This is a genomic window from Bradyrhizobium sp. CCBAU 51627 (genome assembly GCF_028128765.1).
In the GTDB taxonomy this organism is placed as follows: Bacteria; Pseudomonadota; Alphaproteobacteria; order Rhizobiales; family Xanthobacteraceae; genus Bradyrhizobium.
In genome coordinates, this window is the sequence record NZ_LBJG01000022.1 from 86,194 (window position 1) to 112,641 (window position 26,448).

At 64.2% G+C, this 26,448-nt stretch carries 24 protein-coding genes and 1 pseudogene; 13 read left to right on the forward strand and 12 right to left on the reverse strand.

Annotated features, from left to right (window positions below; translation table 11 throughout):
• Nucleotides 1-102: 102 nt before the first annotated feature.
• The 6 genes from XH88_RS11355 to XH88_RS11380 all read left to right on the forward strand — a co-directional run bounded on the left by XH88_RS11355 (nt 103) and on the right by XH88_RS11380 (nt 7,155).
• Nucleotides 103-759, forward strand: coding sequence for a cytochrome c3 family protein (locus tag XH88_RS11355; protein ID WP_271615533.1), 657 nt, complete (start codon nt 103-105; stop codon nt 757-759).
• On the forward strand, nt 756-3,635 hold the full coding sequence (locus XH88_RS11360) for a TAT-variant-translocated molybdopterin oxidoreductase (RefSeq protein ID WP_271615445.1): 2,880 nt from the start codon (nt 756-758) through the stop codon (nt 3,633-3,635). Before XH88_RS11355 ends, XH88_RS11360 begins: the two co-directional genes overlap by 4 nt.
• Before the next feature lie 8 nt (nt 3,636-3,643).
• Nucleotides 3,644-4,996 carry an NrfD/PsrC family molybdoenzyme membrane anchor subunit gene (nrfD, locus tag XH88_RS11365; RefSeq protein ID WP_271615446.1) on the forward strand — a complete coding sequence of 451 codons (1,353 nt, stop codon included), beginning with the start codon at nt 3,644-3,646 and terminating at the stop codon, nt 4,994-4,996.
• On the forward strand, nt 4,989-5,519 hold the full coding sequence (locus XH88_RS11370; RefSeq protein ID WP_271615447.1) for a DUF3341 domain-containing protein: 531 nt from the start codon (nt 4,989-4,991) through the stop codon (nt 5,517-5,519). The genes nrfD and XH88_RS11370 overlap by 8 nt, the downstream gene beginning before the upstream one ends.
• Nucleotides 5,516-6,046 (forward strand): c-type cytochrome, encoded by a 531-nt coding sequence (locus tag XH88_RS11375; RefSeq protein ID WP_271615448.1) that lies wholly within the window; start codon nt 5,516-5,518, stop codon nt 6,044-6,046. The genes XH88_RS11370 and XH88_RS11375 overlap by 4 nt, the downstream gene beginning before the upstream one ends.
• Nucleotides 6,047-6,147: 101 nt before the next feature.
• Entirely contained in the window at nt 6,148-7,155 is a 1,008-nt protein-coding gene (locus XH88_RS11380; RefSeq protein WP_271615449.1) for a hypothetical protein, read from the forward strand.
• Here XH88_RS11380 and XH88_RS11385 read toward each other — a convergent pair.
• Entirely contained in the window at nt 7,097-7,834 is a 738-nt protein-coding gene (locus tag XH88_RS11385) for an SCO family protein (protein WP_271615450.1), read from the reverse strand. The two genes, XH88_RS11380 and XH88_RS11385, sit on opposite strands and share 59 nt — an antisense overlap.
• Nucleotides 7,835-8,040: 206 nt before the next feature.
• Between XH88_RS11385 and XH88_RS11390 the strand changes: the two genes are divergently transcribed.
• Nucleotides 8,041-8,649 carry a cysteine hydrolase family protein gene (locus XH88_RS11390; protein WP_271615451.1) on the forward strand — a complete coding sequence of 203 codons (609 nt, stop codon included), beginning with the start codon at nt 8,041-8,043 and terminating at the stop codon, nt 8,647-8,649.
• 89 nt (nt 8,650-8,738) lie between these two features.
• Here the strand turns inward: XH88_RS11390 and XH88_RS39055 are convergent.
• Nucleotides 8,739-9,113, reverse strand: a pseudogene (locus tag XH88_RS39055) (oxalate decarboxylase); the annotation flags it as partial.
• Nucleotides 9,114-9,272: 159 nt separating this feature from the next.
• Here XH88_RS39055 and XH88_RS11400 point away from each other — a divergent pair.
• The 3 genes from XH88_RS11400 (at nt 9,273) to XH88_RS11410 (ending at nt 10,953) form a co-directional block, all read left to right on the forward strand.
• Nucleotides 9,273-10,346, forward strand: a complete 1,074-nt coding sequence (locus XH88_RS11400) for a flavodoxin family protein (protein ID WP_271615452.1) — start codon at nt 9,273-9,275, stop codon at nt 10,344-10,346.
• A 77-nt stretch (nt 10,347-10,423) separates the two neighbouring features.
• On the forward strand, nt 10,424-10,753 hold the full coding sequence (locus XH88_RS11405; protein ID WP_271615453.1) for a four-helix bundle copper-binding protein: 330 nt from the start codon (nt 10,424-10,426) through the stop codon (nt 10,751-10,753).
• A gap of 11 nt (nt 10,754-10,764) precedes the next feature.
• Nucleotides 10,765-10,953 carry a hypothetical protein gene (locus tag XH88_RS11410; protein ID WP_271615454.1) on the forward strand — a complete coding sequence of 63 codons (189 nt, stop codon included), beginning with the start codon at nt 10,765-10,767 and terminating at the stop codon, nt 10,951-10,953.
• A gap of 6 nt (nt 10,954-10,959) precedes the next feature.
• Here XH88_RS11410 and XH88_RS11415 read toward each other — a convergent pair whose 3' ends face one another.
• From XH88_RS11415 to XH88_RS11450, 8 genes are all read right to left on the reverse strand, one after another.
• Entirely contained in the window at nt 10,960-11,682 is a 723-nt protein-coding gene (locus XH88_RS11415; protein WP_271615455.1) for a DUF72 domain-containing protein, read from the reverse strand.
• Nucleotides 11,683-11,743: 61 nt separating this feature from the next.
• A complete protein-coding gene (locus XH88_RS11420; protein WP_271615456.1) occupies nt 11,744-12,040 on the reverse strand; it encodes a hypothetical protein in 297 nt (98 codons plus the stop codon).
• Between the two features lie 57 nt (nt 12,041-12,097).
• Nucleotides 12,098-13,339 (reverse strand): Zn-dependent hydrolase, encoded by a 1,242-nt coding sequence (locus XH88_RS11425; RefSeq protein WP_271615457.1) that lies wholly within the window; start codon nt 13,337-13,339, stop codon nt 12,098-12,100.
• On the reverse strand, nt 13,332-14,117 hold the full coding sequence (locus XH88_RS11430; RefSeq protein ID WP_271615458.1) for an ABC transporter ATP-binding protein: 786 nt from the start codon (nt 14,115-14,117) through the stop codon (nt 13,332-13,334). Before XH88_RS11430 ends, XH88_RS11425 begins: the two co-directional genes overlap by 8 nt.
• Complete coding sequence (locus XH88_RS11435; RefSeq protein WP_271615534.1) at nt 14,114-14,887, reverse strand: ABC transporter permease; 774 nt, start codon at nt 14,885-14,887, stop codon at nt 14,114-14,116. The genes XH88_RS11430 and XH88_RS11435 overlap by 4 nt, the downstream gene beginning before the upstream one ends.
• 71 nt (nt 14,888-14,958) lie before the next feature.
• On the reverse strand, nt 14,959-15,903 hold the full coding sequence (locus tag XH88_RS11440; protein WP_271615459.1) for an ABC transporter substrate-binding protein: 945 nt from the start codon (nt 15,901-15,903) through the stop codon (nt 14,959-14,961).
• Between the two features lie 102 nt (nt 15,904-16,005).
• Nucleotides 16,006-16,734: a histidine utilization repressor gene (gene hutC / locus XH88_RS11445; RefSeq protein WP_128964844.1), complete on the reverse strand. Its 729-nt coding sequence runs from the start codon at nt 16,732-16,734 to the stop codon at nt 16,006-16,008.
• Entirely contained in the window at nt 16,731-18,089 is a 1,359-nt protein-coding gene (locus tag XH88_RS11450) for a formimidoylglutamate deiminase (RefSeq protein ID WP_271615460.1), read from the reverse strand. Before XH88_RS11450 ends, hutC begins: the two co-directional genes overlap by 4 nt.
• A gap of 78 nt (nt 18,090-18,167) precedes the next feature.
• Here XH88_RS11450 and hutI point away from each other — a divergent pair, with 78 nt between their 5' ends.
• The 3 genes from hutI to hutU are packed head-to-tail and all read left to right on the forward strand — an operon-like array spanning nt 18,168 to nt 22,621.
• Nucleotides 18,168-19,382 carry an imidazolonepropionase gene (gene hutI / locus XH88_RS11455; protein WP_271615461.1) on the forward strand — a complete coding sequence of 405 codons (1,215 nt, stop codon included), beginning with the start codon at nt 18,168-18,170 and terminating at the stop codon, nt 19,380-19,382.
• Nucleotides 19,382-20,938, forward strand: coding sequence for a histidine ammonia-lyase (gene hutH, locus XH88_RS11460; RefSeq protein WP_271615462.1), 1,557 nt, complete (start codon nt 19,382-19,384; stop codon nt 20,936-20,938). Before hutI ends, hutH begins: the two co-directional genes overlap by 1 nt.
• Nucleotides 20,939-20,950: 12 nt before the next feature.
• Nucleotides 20,951-22,621, forward strand: a complete 1,671-nt coding sequence (gene hutU, locus XH88_RS11465; protein ID WP_271615463.1) for a urocanate hydratase — start codon at nt 20,951-20,953, stop codon at nt 22,619-22,621.
• Nucleotides 22,622-22,628: 7 nt separating this feature from the next.
• Here the strand turns inward: hutU and XH88_RS11470 are convergent, their stop codons facing one another.
• Together XH88_RS11470 and XH88_RS11475 are read right to left on the reverse strand one after the other, a co-directional pair.
• On the reverse strand, nt 22,629-24,635 hold the full coding sequence (locus tag XH88_RS11470) for a putative bifunctional diguanylate cyclase/phosphodiesterase (protein ID WP_271615464.1): 2,007 nt from the start codon (nt 24,633-24,635) through the stop codon (nt 22,629-22,631).
• Between the two features lie 387 nt (nt 24,636-25,022).
• Nucleotides 25,023-26,336 (reverse strand): hypothetical protein, encoded by a 1,314-nt coding sequence (locus XH88_RS11475; RefSeq protein WP_271615465.1) that lies wholly within the window; start codon nt 26,334-26,336, stop codon nt 25,023-25,025.
• Between the last annotated feature and the right edge of the window lie 112 nt (nt 26,337-26,448).

Genomic DNA, 26,448 nt, shown 5'->3' on the forward strand with positions numbered 1-26,448 from the left:
CGCGCCATGACAATGCCCGACCGGGGATGGCGTTCCTATTTAGGAACCAATAAGGATCCCTGGGATTGCCGTCCTGACACTCGCCATCAGGCGGCTCCGAGAATGGTCCAGAATTTCTCCCCTGTGGCGGACACCTGGTTGCGCCTGTTCCTGATCGGCGGGCTGTCACTGGCCGGCGGCAGTATGATCGCGGTGATTGGGTTTGCACGTTCGGCATACATGACCGACACCGACACTCGTCCGCACCAGCCTGTGCCGTTCAGCCACCGCCATCATGCGGGGGAACTGGGTATCGACTGCCGCTATTGCCACAGCAATGTCGAGACGGGCCCACAGGCCGGCCTCCCGCCGACCGAGACCTGCATGACATGTCATTCGCAAATCTGGACCAATGCGACCATGCTGGAACCGGTGCGAAAAAGTCTGGCGATGAACACACCGATCGAGTGGACGCGCGTCGCAAAGCTTCCCGACTACGTCTTCTTCCGTCACGACATCCACATTGCCAAAGGCGTCGGCTGCGAGAGCTGCCACGGCCGCATTGACCAGATGGCGCTGACCTATCGGGCCAAGGCATTCACGATGCAGTTCTGCATCGATTGCCATCGCGACCCCGGGCCCCATCTGCGACCGCAGGATCACATCACCGACATGGCTTGGCAGCCGTCTCCACGGGCGCGCAAGGAGGGCGAGGAGATCGCCGCTCATGAGGGTATTCGCTTCGGCGAGCTCACCCATTGTTACGTGTGTCACCGATGAAGCGCCGCACCTGCGACCAGCCTCCAATAGCGCGCGGGCCGCGAGTTTGGGCGGGCATCGAGGAGCTTTCGGCCGATCCGGAGTTTCAGGCGTTCATCGATGCGGAATTTCCCGCAGTGCAGGAGTTATCGAAGACCGCGCGCCGCCAGTTCCTGAAGCTGATGGGAGCTTCGTTCGCATTGGCGGGACTGACCGGATGCGAGAAGAGCTCGTTCGTTGCGGCGCTTCCCTATGTCGATCAGCCCGACAGCGAAACGCTGGGCCGGCCGCGCTACTACGCGACCGCGGTCTTGCTCGATGGTTACGCGCAGCCCGTCATCGCGACCACCCATGCGGGACGGCCGACCAAGCTCGACGGCAATCCGGACCATCCGGTCACGCAAGGCCGCAGCGATATCTTCATGCAAAGCGCCGTGCTGCAACTCTATGATCCCGACCGCGCGAATGCACCGACCAGGCATGGCGAGCCCGTGAGTTGGACGGATGTGGAATCGGCAATCGGGATCATGCGTGAGGGCTGGCGCGCCGATCAGGGCGAGGGCGCGCGCCTGTTGCTCGGCCCCACCACGTCGCCGACGCTGCTGCGGCAGATCGATGCCTTCCTGAAGCAATTCCCGAAGGCCCGCGTTCACACCCATGCGGCAGCAGGCCTTGATGAGAGGCGTGAGATCATGGCCGCCGTCTATGGACGGCGAGTGGATTCGAACTATGAGCTCGCGGTCTGCGATGTCGTGGTCGGGCTCGACGAAGACTTTCTGGGCCCAGGACCCCATCAGGTGCGCAATGCGTTGGGTTGGTCGCAATCGCGCCGGCGTTCCAGTGACCGGCCGGGCAATCGGCTGTTCATGGCCGAGAGCGTTCCCTCTGCGACAGGCGCATTGGCCGATCACCGCTTGATCGCCGATGCCGGACGGATGCCGGCCCTGGCCGAAGCGCTTGCCAGTGCGATCGGCGTAGTCGGTGCATCCAGGCCGAGCCTGACAGAGGCCGAGGCCGGCTGGATTGCGCGCGTCGTTGGGGCCTGCAGCGAACACAAGGGGCGCTCGCTGTTTGTGTCGGGGCTGAGCGGTGGCGCCGCAGCCGCCCTCTGGATCGCCCGAATTAACCAACAGTTCGCCAACGCCGGTCAGACATTGAAATTGACCGATGCGATCACGGGTCCTGTCGGCGCTGCAACGCTGGCCGAACTCGCTTCCGACATCAGTGCCGGACGCGTGACCTCTCTCGTCGTGATCGACTGCAATCCGGCCTATACCGCGCCGGGAGAGCTCGCGCTTGGCGAGGCCTTCAAGCGCGTCCGCTCGTCGATTCATGTCGGCACGCAGCGGGACGAGACTGGCAACCTCTGCGAATGGCAGCTGCCGTTGGCTCACGCGCTGGAGAGCTGGAGCGACGCACGCGCTGTCGACGGAACTTCGACAATCATTCAACCCGTGATTTCACCATTTTACGATGTGCGGACAACGCATCAGATCCTCGCGATGCTGCTTGGCGAGGTTGATCCGGCCGCGGATGCCGCTGTCCGCGAGACCTGGCAGAACAGTTTTGGCGATTCATTCGAGGCGCGATGGAAGCAGGCCTTGCATGATGGCTTCGTCGAGGGCAAGGCTTCGTTCGTTACGGCGTCGCCCGTGGCTGAAGCGGTGGCGGCGCCCAGTGCCGGCGGCGACCTCGATATCGTATTTCGCCCGGATCCGACGGTCTGGGACGGCCAGTTCGCCAATGTCGGTTGGCTCCAGGAGCTTCCCAAGACTCTGACCACGGTGACATGGAGCAATGTGATTGGAGTGAGCCCGGCGCTGGCAGCGCGGCTTTCGGCGGCCAATGGCGATCATGTCGAGGTGTCGGTCGGCACACGTCGCATCAGTGGACCCCTCTGGATCACGCCGGGCCAGGCTGACAGTACGGTCGCGCTCTATCTCGGCTACGGCAGGACGCGCGCGGGTCGGGTAGGTGATAATCTCGGCTATGACGCGTATCAGGTCCGGTCCGATGCCGAGCCCTGGTTGACGCAGGGAAGCCTGCACAAGCTCGCCTCGCGCGAGGATCTCGCCATTACCCAGCTGCATCATCGCTTAGAGGGCTTTGATCTTGCCCGTGAGATCAGCCCGGGCCAGGTCAAAGAGGCGTCGGCGGATCAGGCCAGCCTCTATCCGCCATGGCCTTCGGCGAAGAACGCCTGGGGCATGGTGATCGATCTCGACAGCTGCATCGGCTGCAATGCCTGCGTGGCCGCGTGCACGGCCGAGAACAACGTCCCGGTGGTCGGGCCGGACCAGGTCAGAGCCGGCCGTGAAATGCACTGGCTGCGGATCGCGCGCTACTACACCGGCGACATCGCCGAGCCGCGCAGCTTCTTCGAGCCGGTGCCCTGCATGCATTGCGAAGATGCTCCCTGTGAAATGGGCTGCCCGGTGCATGCCACCACGCACAGTCCCGAGGGCGTGAATCAGATGGTCTATAACCGTTGCATCGGCACGCGCACCTGCTCCAGCTACTGCCCTTACAAGGTGCGCCGCTTCAATTTCTATGATTACCGCGCGCCAGCGGAGTCGCCTACGCATGCTGCGCACAATCCAGAGGTCACCGTGCGATCGCGCGGGGTCATGGAGAAGTGTACCTATTGCACCCAGCGCATCGAGGCTGCGCATGTCGCTGCAGACAAGGAGAGCCGCCCCATACGCGATGGCGACGTGGTCACCGCTTGCCAGCAGGCCTGTCCGACCAAAGCGATCGTGTTCGGCGACATCAATGATCCGAACTCGGAGGTCGCGCGCCTGAAACGCGATGGCCGGCACTATGTCCTGCTCGAGGAGCAGGGAACGCGACCACGCACGACTTATCTGGCGCGCTGGCGCGAAGACGATACGGGATAGATGCAGGAATGAGCGAAGAATCCGACATCCTGCCGACGCGCCAGAGCATGGGCGGGATCTCCGACCAGCTCACCGGCATTCCCCTGTATTTCCCAGCGGAGCGGCGCTGGCTGATCGCGATGCTGTTCGCGAGTGCACTGCTGCTGTTGCTGCTGGTCTCGGCGATTGAGCTGTTCGCGCGCGGTGTCGGCATCTGGGGCATCAATATCCCCGTGAACTGGGCCTTTGCGATCCACAATTATGTCTGGTGGCTCGGCATCGGCCATGCCGGCACGTTGATCTCGGCGCTCCTGCTCCTCACCGGTAGCGAGTGGCGTAATTCGCTCAATCGCTTTGCCGAGACGATGACGCTGTTTGCCGTCGTCTGTGCCGGAATCTATCCGATCCTGCATCTCGGGCGGCCCTGGTACGTTTACTGGATGTTTCCCTACCCCGCGACCATGGGCGTGTGGCCGCAATTTCGCAGCCCGCTGGAATGGGACATCTGGGCAGTGATGACCTACCTGACAGTCTCACTGGCCTTCTGGTACACGGGGCTGATCCCCGATCTTGCGGCGGCTCGGGATCGGGCAACCCGGCGCGGCTGGCAGATATTCTTTGGGATCACCGCGCTCGGATGGCGCGGCTCGGCAAGGCACTGGCTGCGCTGGTCGCAGACATATCGGCTGATGGCGGGCCTCGCGGTGCCGCTGGTGGTGTCGGTCCATAGCGAAGTCTCGCTGCTGTTCGCCGCGGGCCAGATTCCAGGTTGGCATTCGACGATCTTCCCGCCCTATTTCGTGCTGGGGGCCGCGTTCTCCGGCTTCGCCGTGGTCTCCATCATCGCCGTGGCGCTGCGGTCCTGGTTCGGGCTCGAGAATCTCGTAACTGACGATCACCTTGATGTGCTTGGAAAAGTCCTGCTCGCGACCGGGCTGATGACCGCCTATGGCTACGTCTTCGAAGTGTTCGACGCCCTCTATTCGGGAGAGGAGCACGAGCTCCAGACGCTGGCCGACCGCTGTACCGGTGCTTACGCCTGGACCTATTGGGGCGCCGTGATCTTCAATTTCATCCCGCTCCAGGCGCTGTGGTGGCGCCTCGTGCGGCGGACGGGATGGATGCTGCTCTTGATCTCCGTGTCGGTCGCGATCGGAATGTGGCTCGAGCGCTACATGATCCTCGTCACCAGCCTCTATCGTGATTTTCTGGTCTCGTCCTGGAGCCACTTCACGCCGACCTTCTGGGACTGGTCGACCTATTTCGGAACGATCGGGCTCTTTCTCGTGCCTTTCCTCATCGCCATCCGCCTGATCCCCATGATCTCGATCTCCGAGACCAAGGAGCTTCTCCACGAAGAAAAGGAGGAGAAGCATGGCTGAGCACCTCTATGGGGTCCTGGCAGAGTTTGAAAGCCCTGAACGCCTGTTGGAAGCAACGCGCCAGGCAATGGAGGCGGGCTATCGTGATCTCGATGCCTTCACGCCATTTCCGGTCGAAGGGCTGGACCGTGTTGTTCGTCTGCCACGGCCCACGATCTCATTCGCGGGCCTCGGCGGGGCCATTGCGGGTGCAGGCGCTGCGCTGCTGATGCAGTTCTACGTGAACTACGACTACCCCCTCAATGTCGGCGGTCGCCCGGTCTACGCGATCTCGGCCTTCGCGGTCGTGACGTTCGAGCTCACCATCCTGTTCTCTGCGCTGGCCATGCTCATCGCGATGTTGTGGCAGAACGGGCTTCCTCGCCTCAATTATCCGGTGTTCGCCGCCAAACGATTTCACCGCGCCAGCAGGGACCGGTTTTTCCTCTGCGTCAACGCGCAGGACGCGCTGTTCGACGAGCGAGAGACGCGCGCGTTCCTGAGCGGGATCGGCGCGCTCTCGGTCGAGCTCGTCCCCAAATGACCCGACTTCCGCTCATCCTTGCGCTGGCCTGCCTGCTCGCTGCCTGCGATCAGAACATGGACCAGCAGCCGCGCTATAGCGGATATTCGCGCGTGCCCTTGTTTCGCGGTAGCGTGCTGCGCCCGCCGCCAGCCAACACGATTGCCCGGGACGACCTCGCGCGGGAGAAGTCCGCTGGCAGCAAACCCGCGCTCACGCCCGAGCTGCTGGCGAGAGGTCGACAGCGCTTCGGCATCTTCTGCTCGCCATGCCACGGCGCCGGCGGCGACGGCACAGGAATCATTGTTCAGCGCGGCATGCCGCGTCCGACCAGCTATCACGACGATCGGCTGCTTGCCGCCGACGATCAGCATTTCTTCGACGTCATCACCAACGGCTATGGCGCAATGTATTCCTACGCCGCGCGCGTCCCGCCGGCGGATCGCTGGGCGATCGTTGCCTACATCCGCGCGCTTCAGCTCAGTCGGCACGCCTCCCTCGACGACGTTCCGGCGGATGAGCGGAGCAAGCTGGAGACATCGCCATGAGCGTCCACAGGCGGACGAGAGCGAGTTTGGCGGTCATCTCCGGTCTTATCCTGGTCGTCGGATTCATGATCGATACAAGGTCGACCGGTGCGGCCTATCTTGTGGCCTGGCTCGCCTGGGGTGCGATTCCGATCGGCGCGCTGATCCTTTTCATGACGAGTTATCTGGTGCGGCGACGCTGGACGGAGGCACTGCATCCGGTCTTCGTGGGAACGACCGGCCTTCTGCCGATCGTCGCGCTGGCCTTCGTTCCCGTTCTGCTGGTCATGAAGGACGTCTACCCCGCAATCGCAGACTCGGCGTCGCTGCCGCCGTTCAGAGCGCGCTGGTTCGTGCCGTGGTTTTTCGTGCTGCGGACCGTGATCTATTTTTTGCTCTGGGTCGCGCTGGCCGAATGGCTTCGGCGTTCCTGGCGCAACGACGAGGCGATGGTGCGCGCGGCATCGGTCGGGTCGATCGTCTGGACCCTTCTGGTATCGTTCGCCGGCATTGACTGGATCGAATCGCTGGAGCCTGAGTTTCACTCGTCGATCTATGGCCTGATCTATCTGAGCTTCACGCTCGTGAACGGGACGGCCTTCGTCATCGGCGCCGGCTTGCTGTCGAGATGGAGTATCGGCCCGAGCCGCGGCTATAGCGGCCTTTTGCTTTCGGTGCTGATGCTGTGGTGCTATCTCCATGCCATGCAGTACATCGTCATCTGGTCGGGCAACATTCCCAAGGAGGTCACGTGGTATGTCGCGCGATCAGAGAGCGGATGGCAATTCGTCCTGGCGCTGCTTTCGTTCGGACAATTCGTCTTTCCATTTTGCGCGATGCTCGGCAGCAGGGTGCGATCCCATCCGCGTTGGCTGCTCGCTCTGTGCGCACTGACGCTGGCGATGCGGGGATTTGAATCGGCGATTCTTATCCTTCCGGCCGTCCATGGCCTATCGTTCACCATGACAGCCGTCATGCTGATTGCCGCACTGCTGTTTCTGGGTCTGATACTGTGGTTGGCGTTTGATGCCGCCCTGGCGAGGGCAGCGGAGGACATGCCGCCCCTTGCTGCTATCTGGCCACGGCTTCGCCGCGAAACAGGAATCCGATCAGCAGGGCAAGGACGATGACGCTGATCGAACCGGCGGCGAGCAGCAGTCGGCGCACCGCCAGCGTGTAGACGCCGCTGGCGGGATCGAACCCGTAGCAGAGCAGGTGGACCTGGTCGGTCCAGCGTCCGACGCGCCCCTGGCCTGCCTCGACCAGCGCAAGGCGCAGGCTCGGGGCGTCGACCGATAGCGCGGAGAGCGCCCGTGAAATCCGCCCCTGCGATGTGACTACGAAAGCGGCCGCGGGATGCGCGAATTGGTCGTGCTCGCGATCGTAGATCGTCCTCACTCCGAATGCGTCGAGCAACCTGCTCACGTCAGCGGTCTCCGCACGCAGGAAATAGCTGTGCTCGGGCAGGCCGCCCCTGGGACTGACCTGCTCGCTCTTCATGGCCTGTGCCTGGGCCGGCCCGTCCCTGGGATCGAGGCCGAAAACGATCAACCGGTAGTCCTGACCGGCCTTCAGGCCGCTATCGGCCAGCGCATTGGAGACGATCGATACTGCCGGTCCGCAAAGCGTTTGGCAGGTGTAATCGGCCAGAATCCAGACCGTCGGCACGCCGCCAAGCCAGCTCTGCAGCGGTGCGGTGCGGTCGCTCACGTCGCGAATCGGGATATGCAGGGGAAGCAGTATATTGACGCGGGGAACGAGGTTGACCTCATCGAGTGCCGATGCGGTGACGGCAGCTTGCGCCGGCAATGACATCGCCAGACAGGCACAAAGGGTGATGATCCATCCCGCGACCCTTCTGCAGCTTCGGTTTTGGGATGTTTCGGTCGAGGATTGGATCGGCAAAATGTCTCCCTTCTCCAATAGCGGCATTGGAACGCCTCGCCAGGACGCGGGTTCCTATGCGGGACGCGCAGATGCGCGCGGAATGTCGCCGGTCGCGATGGTGGAGGACGATGAGGGACGGCAAGTCAGAGGTCGCCGAAATCCGGGATGCAGTCCACCTGTGCATCGACATGCAGAACATCTTCGCTCCGGGCGGCCTTTGGGCAACGCCTTGGATGGAGCGCGTCTTGCCGACAATCGTCGATATCGTTTCGCGCCATCAGCCGCGGACGATCTTCACCCGCTTCATCACGCCGAAACTCCCCGAAGACCGTCCGGGCCAGTGGCAAAGCTATTTTCGGCGCTGGCACCAGGCGACTCGCGATCATCTTCCACCGTCCGCGCTCGAGCTCGTGCCGGCGCTGGCGCGCTATGTGCCGCCACTGCGTATCGTCGACAAGCCGGCTTACTCGGCGTTCAGCAACCCCGCGCTGGCAAGTTTGCTGGTCGAGCTCGGCATCGGAACGGCGGTGATATCAGGCGCGGAAACGGACGTTTGTGTCCTTTCGACGGTGCTGAGCGCCGTCGATCTCGGCTTCAGGGTCGTCATTGTGGAGGACGCGCTGTGCAGCTCGTCGGATGTCGGCCATGATGCGCTCATGACGATGTACCGAACGCGCTTCCACGGCCAAGTCGACCTGGTGACCTCAGAGGAGCTGGACGAGTTCTGGCGCGAGTAGCTACACGACCGGCTGCTTGTCCTTGCCACATCTGCAATGAAGGTGTGGCCGTCATTGTCGACGGCCGTGATGCGCGCCTTGCCTGCCCGCATGAACGACCATTCGGCCTGCTTATGCCAATGCATCTCGCGGACGCCGCCCGGCGTCAGCCGCATGTTGACGCCCGCCATGGTGGTCGAGATCGCGAGCTCCCGCTGCGTTACTTCGCGCGACCAGCCGCCCTCCCGAATCTTCATGTGCGCATCGGCGAACGAAAAGCGCAGGTTCGGCATCGTGCCGTGATCCGTGGAGGGAGGCCGCAGAATGTCGGGATTCTGTGCCTCGCGCTCAGGATTGCGCGGACCGATGATGGTTGCGCCCTTGTTGCCGATGATCGGTTCGTTGCCTTGCTGGGCTGAGGACGCTGCGGTCGCGCCAAAGGCGGCTGCCGCCGCCAGCAGAGATCGTCGATTTGGAGTGTTCATGATACGCCGTCGTCGCCGGAATTGGTGGCATCGGAATTGATGTGCCGAGCCATGCTGGCTGACGCCTCAACGCCGGGCGGGTTCCTATCTTTGAGGTCTCTGGAACTGCACGTCCGATCCTGGGTTGGTGGGATCGCAACTGCTCAGCGAGGACCCGGCATGACGGAACCCGACATTCGCAAGGGGATGCCGCCCGTCAGGCTGTCGCGCGAAGAGTTCGAGCGGCGCTACAGACGCGCGTTCGTCGATCCGGCCTTCGCGCCGCTTCAGCATGAGCTCGATGCAATCATCGGCGCCGCTTGGGACGCCTACAGCAATTCACGCAAGGCGCCGCTGACGCGCAAGGCAGGCGCGGGCTTTGCCGACCCGGACTACGACCTGGCCGTCGACTGGCTGGAGACCCGCGCGGCGGTATTGGATGCCCAGAGGCGCCACGATGACCCCAGCGTGCCGGCTCGCATCCTCATCATCAACGGCTCCGCCCGCAGTGAGCACACCTGTCCCGGCGAAATGTCGAAGACTTGGCGGATGGTCAAGCTGGCCGAGCCGGTTTTCGTCGAGATGGGACTTGGCGTCGACATTCTCGATCTCTCTCGCCTGACTTCGGAGTTCGGCAAGAGAATCCATCCCTGCAAATCCTGCGTCTCGACGGCCATGCCGCTCTGCCACTGGCCGTGCAGTTGTTACCCGAACTATTCGCTCGGCCAAACCAGCGACTGGATGAGCGAGATCTATCCGCTCTGGGCCTCCGCCCACGGCATCCTGATCGTGACGCCAGTGAACTGGTACCACGTCCCGGGCGGGCTCAAGGCGATGATGGATCGCCTAGTCTGTGCCGATGGCGGCAATCCCGACCCGACGTCGACCCACGGCAAGAAAGCTGCGGAAGCGAAGGCGATCGAGCTGAAGGGCTGGCCGTATCCTCGGCATCTCGCCGGCCGGCATTTCGGCCTGATCGTCCATGGCGACAGCACCGGAACGGAAGGCGTGCGCCGTGCCCTGTCCGACTGGCTGACGGACATGCATCTGGTCTCGTCGGGGCGCTTCGGCGAGATGGACGGCTATGTCGGCTACATGGAAAAATACGCCACGTCGCATCGCGACCTGGATGACGATCGCGCGTTTCAACACGAGGTTCTGAATGCGGCGCGCGCGCTCGGTAACGCTGTCCGCCTTGCACGGCAACGGTACGACGACCCGGCGGCCGGGCTTGAAGATCCCAACCCAAAATGACGCGGCGGAGCCCGGGAACGAAGGGCGCCGGCTGGCTTTGACTGGTTGGAAAAGGGGCTGCGATAGCTGGAGAGACCATGGCCCAAACCAAAGAGATGACTCGCTGTATCGAGCTGTGCCTGAGCTGCTACCGGACTTGCCTGGGCATGGCCATGAACCATTGCCTTGAGACCGGCGGCAAGCACGTCGAACCCAAGCATTTCCGTCTCATGATGGCGTGCGCCGAGATGTGCCGTACCTCGGCGCATTTCATGCTGATCAACACGCCGCACCACAAGCACACGTGCCGGGAATGCGCAGAGATCTGCTCGGAGTGCGCGCAAGATTGCGAGCGGATCGGTGGCATGGACGAATGTGTCGCCATGTGCCGCTCCTGCGCCGAGTCCTGCCGGGCCATGGCGGCGTGAGGACCGGTCCCATGCTGGAAGAGAAACTCAAGGAAGCCATCATCGGCGAGCTCAAGCGTCAGGCCGCCAACCGGCCGCAGGCGCTGAAGGTAGAAACGCTCAAGGTCGATGGCGGCTCCGAGGAGCTGGTCGTCAATGGCAAGATCGACCTTGCCGAGCTCGCCATGGTCATTGCCGGCTCGGTCGCCGGCGGGCCATAGCATGGACTAAAGCAGCGCTTTCAGCTTCAGCGCGTCGGCTGGGGCGGCACTCTTCTGGTCATTGTCGAAGTAGACATACACGTCGCAGCCCTGCCGTTTCCAGGATTTGATCCGCCTCGCCCATTGCGCGAGCGCCGGGTTTGTATAGTGGCCGTGGTAGCGGCCGCCAGGACCGTGGCCGCGCACATAGACGAAGTCCGCCGTGCGCTTCCACGGCGCGGGCGCATCGTGGTGATCCGACAAGCAGAGCGAGATGTTTGCATCGGCCAGCATTCGCAGAATGCGAGGCTGATACCAGCTTGGATGACGAAATTCGAAGCTGTAGCGGCGTTTTCCTGACAGCAGCTTGAAGAACGAGCCGAGCCTGTCGGCGTTCGCCTCGAATTGCGGGGGCAGCTGGAACAGGATCGGTCCCACTTTGCCCCGCAGGATCGAAATGCGGTCCTCCAGGAGCTCAAGGCTGTTTTGGGACCGATCGGTCAAGCGTTTCCAGTGCGTGATGAACTTGGAGGCCTTCCAGGCGAAGACGAAATCGCGTCCAGTCTGTTCCCGCCATGCCTCGACCGCTTCCGGCGTTGGCGTGCGGTAGAACACTCCGTTCAGCTCCGTGGTCTCGAATTGGCTGGCGTAGTACGGCAGCTGCTGCTTCAGCGGCAGGCCTTCGGGGAAGAACGGCCCGCGCCAGGAGTCATAGTGCCAGCCGGAAGTACCAATCAGAACGCGCGCCATTCGAGGCCATCTATAAATTGCGCGGGAGCCCGGCCTCGCGAGGGAGGCCGGGCTTGCTCCGTCAGCCTCGCCGCTTGGCAGCGCGGGGGCGGGTTGCTCGCCGGTTATAGGGCGAGCGATTGACGGGCTTCAGCGAGATGCCCTCGCGATGCGCCTTGCTGCGGATCGCTGCGATCGGGCGCTGAAGCTTGATGCTCATGACGCCTGTGGGCGTGTTGCCCTTGGCAAGCTGCCGCAACATCCTGACGTCCGCCGTCGTCCACGGTTGACGCGAACGGCGCTTGTACGAGGGGTTGGCCTTGCGCGGTCCCTTCTTGCCGATCGGCGAGCCGGGACGTTTCCATGCTGTTCGTGCCATGTTGATCCTCCTTGATCTTCAAGGCACGAATCAGCGTGTTGGTTCCATTGCGGATGGTCACGTAGCGGAGCCACAGAGAATCCGCCGGCAGGCGTCGACGAAAACCTGCGCGCCGGTGACGATGTCGGCGTCCGCAGTGTTCTCGGTCCAGTGATGACTGATCCCGGCGATCGAGGGGACGAACAGCATGCCCGCGGGCATGATGGTCGCGAGCATCTGTGCGTCGTGGCCGGCGCCGCTGGGGATGCGGATAAAACGTCCGTCAGCCAGTACCTTGCTCGCGGCTGCGATGGCGTCCTGAATGCCCGCATTCATCATGGCCGGCGCGCCGGTGCGGATTTTCTCCACGTTGACGGTGCAGGGACCCTTCACGCTCGCTTCGGCTGCCATCGTTCGCAGCAGTCCCTCCAGCCGCGCGATGACGGCCGGATTGTCGTCGCGGATCTGGAATAGCATCTCGGCACCGCCGGGAATGATGCTCGGTGCACCCGGATCGAGCGTGATGCGGCCGGTGGTCCAGACGGTGCGCGGCCCGCATGCGGTCGGAAAACGTTCGTCGACCGCCACGCAGAACTTTGCCAGTGCGAGGCCTGCATCCTTGCGCACGGCCATCCGCGTGGTGCCGGCGTGATTCTGCTCGCCGGTGAAGGTGATGCGGTATTGCCAGATACCGACGATCGAGGTGACGACGCCGATCGCGAGCTTGCTGCTTTCGAGCGTATCGCCCTGCTCGATATGAGCTTCAAGATAGCCGACGTGCCGCCCCGGCTCGGCCGTGATGCGCGCCCGTCCGGCGAGCCCCATGTCGGTCAGCGCGTCGCGCATGGCGCGGCCGTCAGTGCGGTCGCGCGCGGCATCGATCTCGGCCTCGGTGACCTGACCGACATAGGAGCGCGAGCCAAGGAAGCTGCCGAAATGACCTTCCTCGTCGCACCACGCGGCGACCTCGACCGCGCCTTTCATGGAGGGATCGGCGTTGAGCACGCGGGCCGCTTCGAGCGCATAGACGACGCCAAGCGGTCCATCGAGCCAGCCGGCGTAGTTCTGGCTTTCCAGGTGCGATCCGGCCAGCAGTTTCGGTCCGGGCTTAGCGCTGGTCCCGACGATGTTGCCGATTCCGTCGATTGCGCCGGTGAGGCCGGCCTCCGGCAGCTTCCGCACCAGCCAGTCCAGCGATTGCTTATGCGGCTCCGAGAAGGTCGGCTTGTGCACGCCGGTCCTGTAGGTGCCGAAGGCACGGAGCGCATTCAGATCGGCAAGAACGCGCGTCCCATTGGCGCGGGGATCAGTGTCAGGCATGTTCGGCAACCTTCAGCGCCTCGGTGCGGATCTCCTCGACCAGCCGTTCCTTCAACTGGACGAATTCGGGCGTGGTCTTGATCTTGTAGGAGCGCGGATGCGGCAGGTCGACGGCGATCTCGGCCTTGATCCGGCCGGGGCGAGCGCTCATGACGATGACGCGGCTGCCGAGGAAGATCGCTTCCTCGATGTCGTGGGTCACGAACAGCACGGTCTTCTGGTCGCGCTCCCAGATACCGAGCAGCATTTCCTGCATCAGGGCGCGGGTCTGGTTGTCCAGCGCGCCGAAGGGCTCGTCGAGCAGCAGGATCTTTGGATCATTGGCAAGCGCACGCGCGATCGCCGTGCGCTGCTGCATGCCGCCGGAGAGCTGTTTCGGCCAGTGGTCTTCGAAACCGGCAAGTCCGACCTGGCGGATGAAGCCATCGGCGACCTTGTTGCGCTCAGCCTCGGATACGCCGCGCTCGCGCAGGCCGAAGGCGATGTTCTCCCGCACGGTCAGCCAGGGAAACAGCGTGTAGGACTGGAACACCATTCCGCGGTCGGCGCCGGGACCGGTGACCTCCCGCCCGTCGAGGGTGACGCGTCCGCTGGTCGGACGATCGAGGCCAGCGACGATGCGCAGCAGCGTGGACTTGCCGCAGCCGGAGGGGCCAAGGATAGTGACGAAGTCGTTGTTGCCGATGGCGAGGTCGGTCGGCTCCAGCGCCCTTGTGGGAGCGTTGCCGTGGCGGGCGGGGAAGGTACGGGAGATCTGCTCGACCTTGAGGATCGTCATGCGAGCCTCCACGGAAACAGCCAGGCGTTGAACGCCTTGAACAGAAAGTCCGAGAGCAGGCCGATCAGTCCGATCACGATGATGCCGAAGATGATCTGGCCGGTGTTGAGCAGCGCCTGGCTGTCAGTGATCATGTGGCCGATGCCGGAAGAGGAGCCGATCAGCTCGGCCACGATGACGTAGGTCCAGGCCCAGCCCAGCACCAGTCGCAGGATTTCCGCAATCTCGGGTGCGGAGGAGGGCAGCAGCACGCGGCGGATGATGCCGCGGTTGCTGGCTCCGAGTGTATAGGCGGCTTCCACCAGATCGCGCCGAGTCGCGCCGACGGTGACTGCGACCATCAGGATGACCTGGAACACAGAGCCGATGAAGATGACCAGCAGCTTCTGCAGCTCGCCAATGCCGGCCCAGAGGATCAGCAGCGGGATGAAGGCGGAGGCGGGCAGATAGCGCGCAAAGGAGACGAAGGGTTCGAGAAAGGCCTCGATCGGCTTGTAGGCGCCCATCAGCACGCCGAGCGGCACCGCGATGATGGCGGCCAGAGCAAAGCCGCCGACGACGCGCCAGATCGTCATGCCGATGTCGAACAGGAAGCCCTGCTTGACCAGGAGGTCATAACCTTCCTGCACCATGGTCAGCGGGTTGGCCAGAAAGGTCTTTGACACATGGCCGCCGAAGGTCGCCCAGGACCAGAGGGCGACGAATAGCACGAAGAACGCGAAGCCATAGGCCACGCGCTGCTTCGATGTCACGGAATCCAGGGGGCGCATCAAACAATCTATCCGAATGGTCGATCATGCGCTGGTCCCGCCGCACGGCGGGACCAGCGGCCTGTCGGGGCTTACTTGATGAAGCTGGCGTCGTAGAGGTCTTCGACCTTCGGCGCTGATTTGATGATGCCGATCTCGAGCAGCAGCCCGGCCGCATCCTTGTTGAAGGCGAGGAAGTCGCCTGCGAAAAACTTCTGGTTCGCGGCCTTGTCCTGCCAGCGCAGGTACTTGGCCGAGTTGCCGAACTGCTCGCCGGTCTGCTTCACGTCCGCGCCCATGATCTCGTAGGACTTGGCCTGGTCCTTGGCGATCATGTCGAGGGCCTCAAAATAGCTGTTGGCGAGGGCCTGCGCCGCCTTCGGGTTTTCGCTCAGGAATTTCGGCGTGCAGCCGAACGTGTCCATCACGATCGGATAATCCAGCGTCGTCGCGATGATCTTGCCCTTGTCGGGCGCGGCGCGCACGGTCGACAGGTAGGGCTCATAGGTCATCGCAGCGTCGTTCTGGCCGGAGACGAACGCCTGCGCGGCTGCAGCCGGCTCGAGGTTAACCACGGTGACGTCCTTCACCGTGAGGCCATTCTTCTTCAGCATCCAGGCCAGCGCGAAGTAGGGCGAGGTGCCGGGCGCCGAGGCCGCAACGGTCTTGCCCTTCAGCTCCTTGATCGAATTGATGTCGTTGCGCACGGCCATGCCATCGGCGCCATAGCTCTTGTCCAGTTGGAAGATCTGCTTGGTCGCGACGCCGTTGGCGTTCCAGGAGATCCAGGTCTCGACGGTCGTTGCCGCGCACTGCACGTCGCCGGAGGCGATCGCGAGGTGACGATCCTTCTGCGGGATCTTCTTGATGGTGACATCGAGGCCGTTCTTCTTGAAGATGCCGGCTTCCTTCGCCAACGTTAGTGGCGCGAAGCCGGTCCATCCGGAGATGCCGATGCCGACCTTGACGTCGTCGGCGAGCACGGGCGTGGTGGCCGTGAGCGCAATGATGGTCGCAAAAACTGTCGAACTACGCATGATTGTCGTCCTCTTGCCCAGAAGGTTTGACGTCCTGTTGATCTTTCTCGGCCCTATGGACCGTTGGGGGAAGCGTGCACGATTTGTGCCGATATAGTTCTCTCAGCCTCCCTTGAATCGCGCGACAAGGCGGTGAGAGTCGCCGGGATAAAGCAGGCGCACGGCGGTGATCGTGCGCGCGCTGCGCCAGGTATAGCGGTCGATCACCAGGCAGGGCGCGCCGATTGCGATGTCGAGTGCTTCCGCGGTGCGGTCATCCGCAACGATGGCGCTGATCGTGTGTTCGGCTTCAGTCCATGGGACATGATGAAGCAGCCACGAGCCTGGCGGCTCGCGCGAGAAATCCGCGGTCGCAGCAGATGGCACCGAGGACAGATCGATCAACCTGTCCTCGACGGCAAAGGGCACGTTGTCGGCGCTGTGGCGGCAGGCGATCGCAATCACCTTGCCGGCCTTCTTGACGCCGAGACGCGCGCGATCGGCGGCGGTCGCCGCGCGCAACTTGCGGCCGATCAGCTCGTAACCATAGCTGCGGCCGAGCGCGGTAATCTCGGCGCGGATATCGGCGATCTTGAGCACGGCCGACTGATGTTGCGGTCGGCGCACGAACGAGCCGGCGCGGCGCCGACGCTCGATCAGATCCGCCTGCGCGAGCTCCGACAACGCCTTGTTCACCGTCATGCGCGAGCAGCCGTAGCGCGCGACGAGCTCGTGCTCGAAGGGAATACGGTGGCCCGGCGGCCATTCGCCGGTCAGGATGCGCTTCTCGATGTCGGCGCGGATGCGCTTGTAGAGCGTCGGCTTGTCGGCGCTATCTGTGGCAAGGCTCATGCGACGAGCCTCCGGATCGCGGCATTGAAGCCTTCGCGCGCGGACTGGCGCAGCCTGTGCTGCCCGCCCTCAACAACCTTGTTGCCGCCAGCCCAGACGCAATCGATCGCGCTGCCGCCGGCCGCAAAGATCCAGCCGTCGATGAGGGCATCGCCGCGGCGCCCCGCCAGCGACGGATGCGTGGCATCGAGCGTGACTATGTCAGCACGCGCGCCCGGGGTAAGGCCGACGGCCGACTGCGCCAATGCCTGCGCGCCGCCTGCCAGTGCGTGATCGAACAATGTGCGTCCCGTTGAATGGCGGGCGCCGCCGGAGAGCACGTTGCGCGCGCGATGCTTGAGCCGTTGGCCGTATTCAAGCTGGCGCAGTTCATCGGCGACGCCGACCAGCACGTTTGAATCGGTGCCGATGCCGAACATGCCGCCGGCGTCGAGAAATTCGCGCGCCGGAAAGATGCCGTCTCCGAGACTCGCTTCAGTCACAGGGCAGAGCCCTGCGACAGCGCCGGTCTCTGCGAATCTGCTGAGTTCCGCATCCGTCATATGGGTCGCGTGGATGAGGCACCAGCGCTGGTCGAGTGGCGCGTGCTCCAGCAGCCACTGCACTGGCCGCTGCCCCGACCAGGCCAGGCAATCCTCGACTTCCTTCACCTGCTCGGCGGCATGAATGTGCACCGGCCCACCATCCGCGAGGGGAATGATTGTCGCGAGCTCGCCCGGCGCGACCGCGCGCAGGCTGTGAGGCGCGATGCCGATATTGGCGCCCGGCAATGCTCCGATCGCCTTGCGCGAGGCGGTCATCAGCGCGGCGAATTGATCCACAGAGTTGATAAAGCGACGCTGGCCGTCATGCGGCGCGGCGCCGCCGAAGGAGCCGTGGGCGTAAAAACTCGGCAGCAGCGTCAGCCCAATGCCTGAGGCTTCGGCAGCCTGCGCGATACGCCCTGCCATCTCGGCGGGATCAGCATAGTGCGATCCGTCGCGATCGTGATGCAGATAATGGAATTCGCCGACACGGGTAAACCCGTGCTCGAGCATCTCGACATAAAGCAGCGTCGCGACGGCGGCGACGTCATCCGGCGTCATCGCCAGCGCGAAGCGATACATCGTCTCGCGCCAGGTCCAGAACGTGTCGGTGGAATCGCAGCGCAGCTCGGCAAGTCCCGCCATGCCGCGCTGGAAGGCGTGGCTATGCAGGCTCGCAAGGCCCGGAAGCGCGATGGCGTGACGCTGGTCGCCCGCGGCTGGTGCCACATCAGGCGTCACCTCCGCGATCGCGCCGGCGGTGATGACCACCTGCACGTCATTGGCCCAGCCCGAGGGCAGGAGCGCGGAGGCGAAATGCAGTCGGGACATGATGACACGCCGGCTGGACAGAACCGCCTTACGATTATATGTCTAGACATATAAGTCAAGCATCCGACGGGTATCGGCATGGCAGAGCGCTTCGACCGGATCTGGCACAACGCCCGGCTCGCCACGATGCGAGCCGACCGTCCCGATCTCGGCGAGACCGAGCACGGTGTCATCGCCGCGCGCGGCGGCCGCATCGCCTATGTAGGCACGCAAGCGGATTTTCCTGGCGATGCCGACGCGACCGAGCGGATCGATTGCGAGGGACGGTGGATCACGCCGGGCCTCGTCGATTGCCACACCCATCTCGTCTATGGCGGCGATCGTGCCCACGAATTCGAGCTGCGCCTGAAGGGCGCGAGCTACGAGGAGATTGCCCGTGCCGGCGGCGGTATCGTTTCGACGGTTGCGGCGACGCGCAAGGCGAATGAAGCCGAACTGGTCGCGAGTGCATTGCCCCGGCTGGATGCGTTGATCGGTGAGGGCGCCACCACGGTCGAGATCAAGTCCGGCTACGGCCTCAACACCGAGACCGAGATGCGGCAGCTCTCTGCCGCACGTAATCTTGGCCGTCAGCGGCCGGTTGCCATCCGCACCTCTTTCCTCGGCGCGCATGCGCTTCCGGTCGAGGCCGATGGCGACAAGGCCCGCTACATCGACCTCGTCTGTAACGAGATGTTGCCCGCTGTCGCGAAGGCGGGTCTGGCCGATGCTGTCGATGCCTTCATGGAGGGCATCGCTTTCTCGGCCGAGCAGACGGCGCGGGTGTTCGAGACGGCCAGGTCGCTCGGTCTGCCGGTGAAACTGCACGCGGATCAGCTCTCGAACCTCGGCGGTGCTGCGCTCGCCGCAAAGTTCTCGGCGCTCTCCGCCGATCATCTCGAGCATACGGATGAAGCCGGCTCTGCCGCGATGGCGCAGGCGGGCACGGTGGCGGTGCTGCTACCCGGTGCGTTCTACTTCATCCGCGAGACGCAAAAACCACCGGTCGAGACGTTCCGCAAGCACGGCGTGCCCATGGCGCTCGCGACCGATTGCAATCCCGGCAGCTCGCCGCTGACCTCGTTGCTGCTCACCATGAACATGGGCGCGACGCTATTCCGGATGGACGTCGCCGAATGCCTCGCCGGCATTACCCGTGAAGGCGCGCGTGCGCTCGGCGTGCTCGCCGAAACCGGCACGCTGGAAGCCGGAAAATGGTGCGACCTCGCGATCTGGGCCATCGAGCGGCCAGCCGAACTCGTTTACCGCATCGGTTTCAACCCGCTGCATCGCCGTGTCTGGAGGGGGCAGTGATGGCGCTGGGCGCAACGATGGCCGTCATCAAGGGAACGGTGAGCCTCGACGATCTTGCGCTCGTGCTTGCGGGCGCTTCTGTCGAGCTCGATCCCACGTTGTGGCCGCGCGTCGAGGCGGCCGCGGCGATTGTCGCAAAGGCCGCGCGGGCTGCGGATCCCGTCTATGGCATCAACACCGGTTTCGGGAAGCTGGCCTCGAAGCGCATTCCGCCTGATCAGACCGCGCTGCTCCAGCGCAACCTCATCGTCTCGCATTGCTGCGGCGTCGGTCCCGCAACGCCGGAGCCGATCGTCCGGCTGATGATGGCGCTGAAGATCATCTCGCTCGGGCGCGGCGCCTCCGGCGTGCGGCGCGAGGTGATCGAGCAGTTGCAAGCCATGCTGGCGCGAGGTGTCACACCGCTGGTGCCGCAGCAGGGCTCGGTTGGCGCTTCCGGTGATCTCGCGCCGCTTGCGCATATGACGGCGGTGATGATCGGCGAAGGGCAGGCGATCGGCGATGGGAAAACCGTGTCGGGCGCTGAGGCGCTGGCGGCAGCCGGTCTTGCGCCGCTGACGCTCGGCCCCAAGGAGGGTCTCGCGCTGATCAACGGCACACAATTCTCGACTGCCTATGCCATATCAGGCGCGCTCCGCGCATTGCGTCTCGTCCGTGCTGCGCTCGTCACCGGTGCGCTGTCGGTCGATGCGGCGATGGCTTCGACCGCGCCGTTCCGCCCCGAAATCCAGGCGCTGCGCGGGCACGCCGGGCAGATCGCCGCGGCCGCGACGCTGACCGCGCTGCTCGAGGGCAGCGACATCCGCCTGTCGCATCTCGAAGGCGACGAACGCGTGCAGGATCCCTATTGCCTGCGCTGCCAGCCGCAGGTCGCCGGCGCCGCGCTAGACCTGATCACGCAGGCCGCGCGCACGCTGATTGTCGAAGCCAATGCCGTCACTGACAATCCATTGGTGCTGGTCGAGACCGGCGAGATCGTCTCCGGCGGCAATTTCCACGCCGAGCCGGTCGCCTTTGCCGCCGACACGATCGCGCTGGCACTGTCGGAAATCGGAGCGATCAGCGAGCGGCGGATCGCGACGCTGGTCGATCCTGCACTCAATTTCGGCCTGCCGCCGTTCCTCACGCCCGACCCCGGCATCAATTCCGGCTTCATGATCGCCGAGGTGACGGCGGCCGCGCTCTATGCCGAGAACAAGCAGCGCGCGGCTGCCTGCTCGATCGATTCGACGCCGACCAGCGCCAACCAGGAAGACCATGTCTCGATGGCCGCGCATGCCGCGCGGCGCCTGTCCGACATGGCCGACAATCTCGCGTCCATCCTCGGCATCGAGCTATTGGTCGCCGCGCAAGGGATTGCACTGCGCGCGCCGCATGCGACCAGCCCGCCGCTCATTGCCGTCATGGCGAGGCTTCGCGAGCAGGTGCCCGCGCTCGGCGCCGATCGCTACATGGCCGGCGATCTCGCCAAGGCTGCTGCGCTCATCGAAGCCGATGCGTTGCCGGCCGCCGCAATCGGCGCGCTGCCGATTGATCCGTTCCCGCGACTCGACTGAAGAGGTTTCCGCATGAACCGCCGACTGGACAACGACCGCGTCATCCGCGCCCCGCGCGGCAGCGAGATCAGCGCCAAGAGCTGGCTGACGGAAGCGCCGCTGCGCATGCTCATGAACAATCTCGACCCTGACGTCGCGGAGCGCCCGAGCGAACTCGTGGTCTATGGCGGCATCGGCCGCGCCGCACGCGACTGGGAGAGTTTTGACCGGATCACGACCGCCTTGCGCAAGCTCGAATCCGACCAGACCCTGCTGGTGCAATCAGGCAAGCCGGTCGGCATTTTTCGTACCCATGCCGATGCGCCGCGCGTGCTGATCGCGAACTCCAACATCGTGCCGCATTGGGCGACGCTCGATCATTTCAACGCGCTCGATCGCCAGGGTTTGATGATGTACGGCCAGATGACGGCAGGCTCCTGGATCTATATCGGCAGCCAGGGCATCGTGCAGGGCACTTACGAGACCTTCGTCGAGGTCGGCCGCCGCCATTATGACGGCAGCCTCGCCGGCAAATGGATCCTCACCGCCGGCCTCGGCGGCATGGGCGGCGCGCAGCCGCTGGCAGCGACCATGGCGGGTGCGTCGATGCTCGCGGTCGAATGCCAGCCGAGCCGCATCGAGATGCGGCTGCGCACCGGCTATCTCGATCGCCAGGCCGCAACGCTCGACGAAGCGCTCGCGATCATGGCGGACGCTGCGAAGACGAAGAAGGCGGTTTCGGTCGGCCTGCTCGGCAATGCCGCGGAAATCTTCCCCGAACTGGTCCGCCGCGGCGTCAAGCCCGACATCGTCACCGACCAGACCAGCGCACATGATCCGATCAACGGCTATTTGCCGAAGGGCTGGACACTGGCCGACTGGGAGGCCAAGCGCGCCTCCGATCCGAAGGCAGTGGAGCGCGCCTCGAAGATGTCGATGGTCGAGCACGTTCAAGCCATGCTGGACTTCCACGCGCAGGGCATTCCGACCCTCGATTACGGCAACAACATCCGCCAGATGGCGCAGGACATGGGCCTGAAGAACGCCTTCGATTTCCCCGGCTTCGTGCCCGCCTATATCCGGCCGCTGTTCTGCCGCGGGGTCGGGCCGTTCCGCTGGGCTGCGCTGTCGGGCGATCCCGAGGACATCTACAAGACCGACGCCAAGGTCAAGGAGCTGATGCCTGACGACAAGCATCTGCACAACTGGCTCGACATGGCCAGGGAACGCATCAAATTCCAGGGCCTGCCGGCACGGATATGTTGGGTCGGCCTCGGCGACCGCGATCGCCTCGGGCTTGCTTTCAACGAGATGGTGGCGCGCGGCGAGTTGAAGGCGCCGATCGTGATCGGCCGCGATCATCTCGACAGCGGCTCGGTAGCGAGCCCGAACCGCGAGACCGAGGCGATGAAGGATGGCTCGGACGCGGTGTCCGACTGGCCGCTGCTCAACGCGCTGCTCAATTGCGCCAGCGGCGCGACCTGGGTGTCGCTGCACCATGGCGGCGGCGTCGGCATTGGGTATTCGCAGCACGCCGGCATGGTGATCGTCGCCGACGGCACGCCCGAAGCGGCAAAGCGCATCGCGCGGGTGCTCTGGAACGATCCTGCCAGCGGCGTCATGCGCCACGCGGATGCCGGCTACGACATCGCGATCGACTGCGCCCGTGACAAGGGGCTCGATCTGCCGAGCCTTGCGAAGTAGCGCGGCCTCAGGCCACGACCTTGGCTGCGCCTTGCTCCAGGCGCTCGCGTTCCTTCGTCAGATAATCCTCGATCGCCGCACCCGGCATGGGTTTGGAGAAGTAATAGCCCTGCACGAAGTCGCATCCGAGGCGGCGCAGGCTGTCTAGCTGCGCGCGGGTCTCGACGCCCTCGACCACGCAGGCGATCTCCATGTCGTCGCACAGGCCCGTGAGCGATTTGATGATCTTGTGGCTGACCTGGTTCTCGTTGATGTCGGCGACGAAGCTGCGGTCGATCTTGAGCTTGTCCAGCGGCAGGCGGTGCACATGGCTCAGCGACGAATAGCCCGTGCCGAAATCATCCAGCGAAATGCCGCAGCCCATCGCCTTCAGCGCGGCAATCGATTGCTGCGCGCGCACGAAGTCGAACGTGACGGCGGTCTCGGTGATTTCGAAGTCGAGCCGGCGCGGCGGCACGCCGCTCCTCTCGATGATGGCGATCAGCGGCAGGATGCCCTCGGGCGAGCAGATGTCGTGGGCCGAAAGGTTGAACGACAGGCGGGCGTGATTCGGCCAGGTCTTGGCGGTCGCGAGCGCGCGCACCAGCAGCGCCTGCGTCAGGGGACGGATCAGGCCGATCCGCTCGGCAGCCGGAATGAAATCGGCCGGCGAGACCCAGCCGAGGCGGGGGCTCTGCCAGCGCGCCAGCGCCTCGAAACCTGTGGTGTGCCCGCTCATGGCATCGACGATCGGCTGAAACACCAGCTCCATCTCGGTGTCGAAATCGGCGGTGCGCAGCAGGGTCTCGATCACGCCACGGCTGCGGATCTCCGCCTCGAGCTCGCTGGAGAAGATCACCGTCCGCCCGCGCAGATGACGCTTGGCATGGTAGAGCGAATAGTCTGCACATTCATAAAGCGCTTCCGCCGTCGTCGCCGAACGCGGATACAGCGCAAAGCCGATCGAGCAGGACAGGCTGGTATGGGCAGTGTCGAGCTGGTAGGGCAGCCTGACCTGCTCGCCGATACGCTCGCCGAGCCGCCGCAGATCGGCGTCCTCGGGGCCGCCGCACACGACGAGGCCGAATTCGTCGCCGCCCAGGCGCGCGAATTCCACCCGTTGCGGCTCAAAGCCTTCGCAGACCTCGCGGATGCGGCGCCCGGCCTCGATCAGGACGCGGTCGCCGATCGAGTGGCCATAATTGTCGTTGATGGGCTTGAAGCCGTCGAGGTCGATGATGCCGACCGCGACGCGCAAGTGCCTGCGCTCGGCATCACTGAAGGCGCTCGATAGCTCGGCGAAGAAGCGGCGGCGGTTCGGCAGCTCGGTCAGGGCATCGAGATTTGCGAGGCGAAAGTTCTCGTCCGACAGCGCCTGCGTCGCCGCCTGCTGCTCCAGCAACGATTTGCGGCTAGCGACGAGATCGGCGAAGTCGCGATAATAGATGAACAGCACCGTCACCATCGCGCCGGAGACTAGGAGATTGTTGACCGCGATCGCCTTCAGCGTCGGTTCGCCCGTGGCCCAGAAGAACAGCACATAGGGCACGTCGACGACCAAGGTCACGATCAGCGCCGCCGAACGCAAATGCATCAGCGAGAAGATGCAGCCGATCACGGTCACGGCCATGTAGAACGCGACCTGGCTCTTGGCGAAGGGATCGCCATAAGGATAGAGCGCGAACGACCAGGCGGTGAAGCCGGCACCGATCGGCAGGGTCATCCAGTTGGTGGCGCGCAGATTGCGCAGGATGTCGGCGTCAGTGCGCACGAGGTGACGTTGGCGCAGCCACCAGAATGTACGAAGCGCCGCGAGCAGCGTCAGCACGCTCGGGACGGTCATCGTCAGCCAGTCCGGGGCGACGTTGACATAGGTATAGGCGACCGCGATCGTATTGCTGATCAGGATGAAGTAGAGCAGCGGGATCTGCTTGGAGAAGGCGTCGAATTGCGCGCGCGACAGATCCGGGTCCTCCGGCACGCGAAACAGCCGCGTCGCGGCGGCGAGATGAACTCTCAAATCAACGGCAGGCATGGCAATACGCGCCCCAAATCCCTTCAAAAACGAAGGCGATCTTGCACAGCGCGGGTAAAGGGTGCGTTAGATTGGTTCCGGGCGGGAACAACAATCGCAGGTTGTTGGTATTGCAGCATATTTCAGCCGCGCGCGTTCGCTGAGGGACTGTTAAGCATATCGGGCCGGCAGCGGCGATGCGGGCCATCCGTCATCACGGCACAACGTCCTGCTAACCATATCCGCCGCGGTGGCGTGGTGCGCTCGGTGCACCTCTCCCGTAGGGATCCGTAGAGAGAGGTGTAGAAGAGACGCCTGTGAGCCAGCCTTGCGGGCGCTGTCCGGTTTGAGCGCGGCGGCAGTGGGCGCCCGATCGCGCCGCGCTCTGCCGTCGCGTCCCTGAAAAGATCAGGCGAGAGCGGCCTGTCGTGCCCGCACCGGCTCGCGGGCCCGGTCGGCGCCACGCGGCTCGGCGAGCCGCGTAAAGCTGCGCTGGCTCGCATGCACTGGCGCCTCGACGATAATGCCTTCACAGACGATTTGGCCGCCGAGCATCTTGAATTCCAGCTTGTCGTAGCGCGGCATCGTCTCGCCGGGCTCGGGCGGCAGCAGTTCGATGCGTCCCTGGATGTTCAGGGTCGCTTCGCCGGTGCCGTGAAGCCGTGGATTCCACATCCTGATCCCGGTCTCGGACCAGCGCTGCCGGATCAGTGTGGCGCGGTCGGCGGGCTCCACGATCTTTGCTCGGGCCTTCGGCGCGTTCGAACTCTTCGGAGAGGAAGCCGCAGGAGGCTCGATGTGCGCGATGCCAACAGGCGCGTCGGCGGACACATCTTCCGCGGCAATGTCCGCGACGGCCGGCAGATCGTTGGCGACATCGGCCTCGATCTCCGCCGCGACGCTGGGAGCGGGCTCGCTGTCGACGCTGACCTCTGCGGAGGTGGGCACGGCAATCCCTTCGTCGACCACGATGACGGGGGCCTCGTCGACAGCGACCGGTTCGGCGGAGACCGGTTCGTCCTCGACGACCTGCTCGCAGGCCGCGTCCGACATTGTCTCCGCCTCTGCAGCGGCGACGTAGACCTGCTCCACGGTGACCGGCTCGACATCCTCAGGCCGTTCCGGGGATGCATCGCGGCCGATGACGGGCTCAGTGGCTTCAACCGTTTCACCTTCGACGGAAGAGACCGGAGTCTCCTCCACGGTTTCGGCTTCAACATCCGTCAGGAGCTCTACCGGGAGATCGCTGCTGACGACCGGCTCGGGAGCATCGGTTGCTTCGACTTCGGCAAACGAAGCGGGTCCCTCGTCGACGACCTCGGGTTCAACCGCCGTCAGACGTGCCGCAGTCGGATCGTTGCCGATGACTTCGAGCGGATCAACCGGCTCGCTCGCGACCTCAACCGACGGGAACGGAGTCTGCTCGACGATGACGACGGACTCGACCTCTGCCGGTGTCTCCCGAGATGAATCGTCGTTGACGCGGACATTGGTCGTCGCCGCGGACGGGGTCTCTTCGATGACAGAGGCAGTGGCGTAGACTTCGATGTCGACGTCGCCAGGCATCGGCTCGATTTTGACGCTGTCGAGCGTCGGAGCAGCCTCTGCTATGATTGCTGGCTGCTCATCCGCAGCACTCGGCATCACCCCGATGCTGCCGTTATGCGGCGGAGGCCGAAGCCGCTTGAACGCCCATTTCACCGCAGGAATGCGGCTCAGCAATGATATCAGTCTCGATAGCACTGGGAGTTGTCCAAGAGGTACTCAGGGCCGTGGGCAAGCGCTGATTCGCCAGCAATGTGAAAAACTGCCCCGGCCGTCACACCCCTGTCAA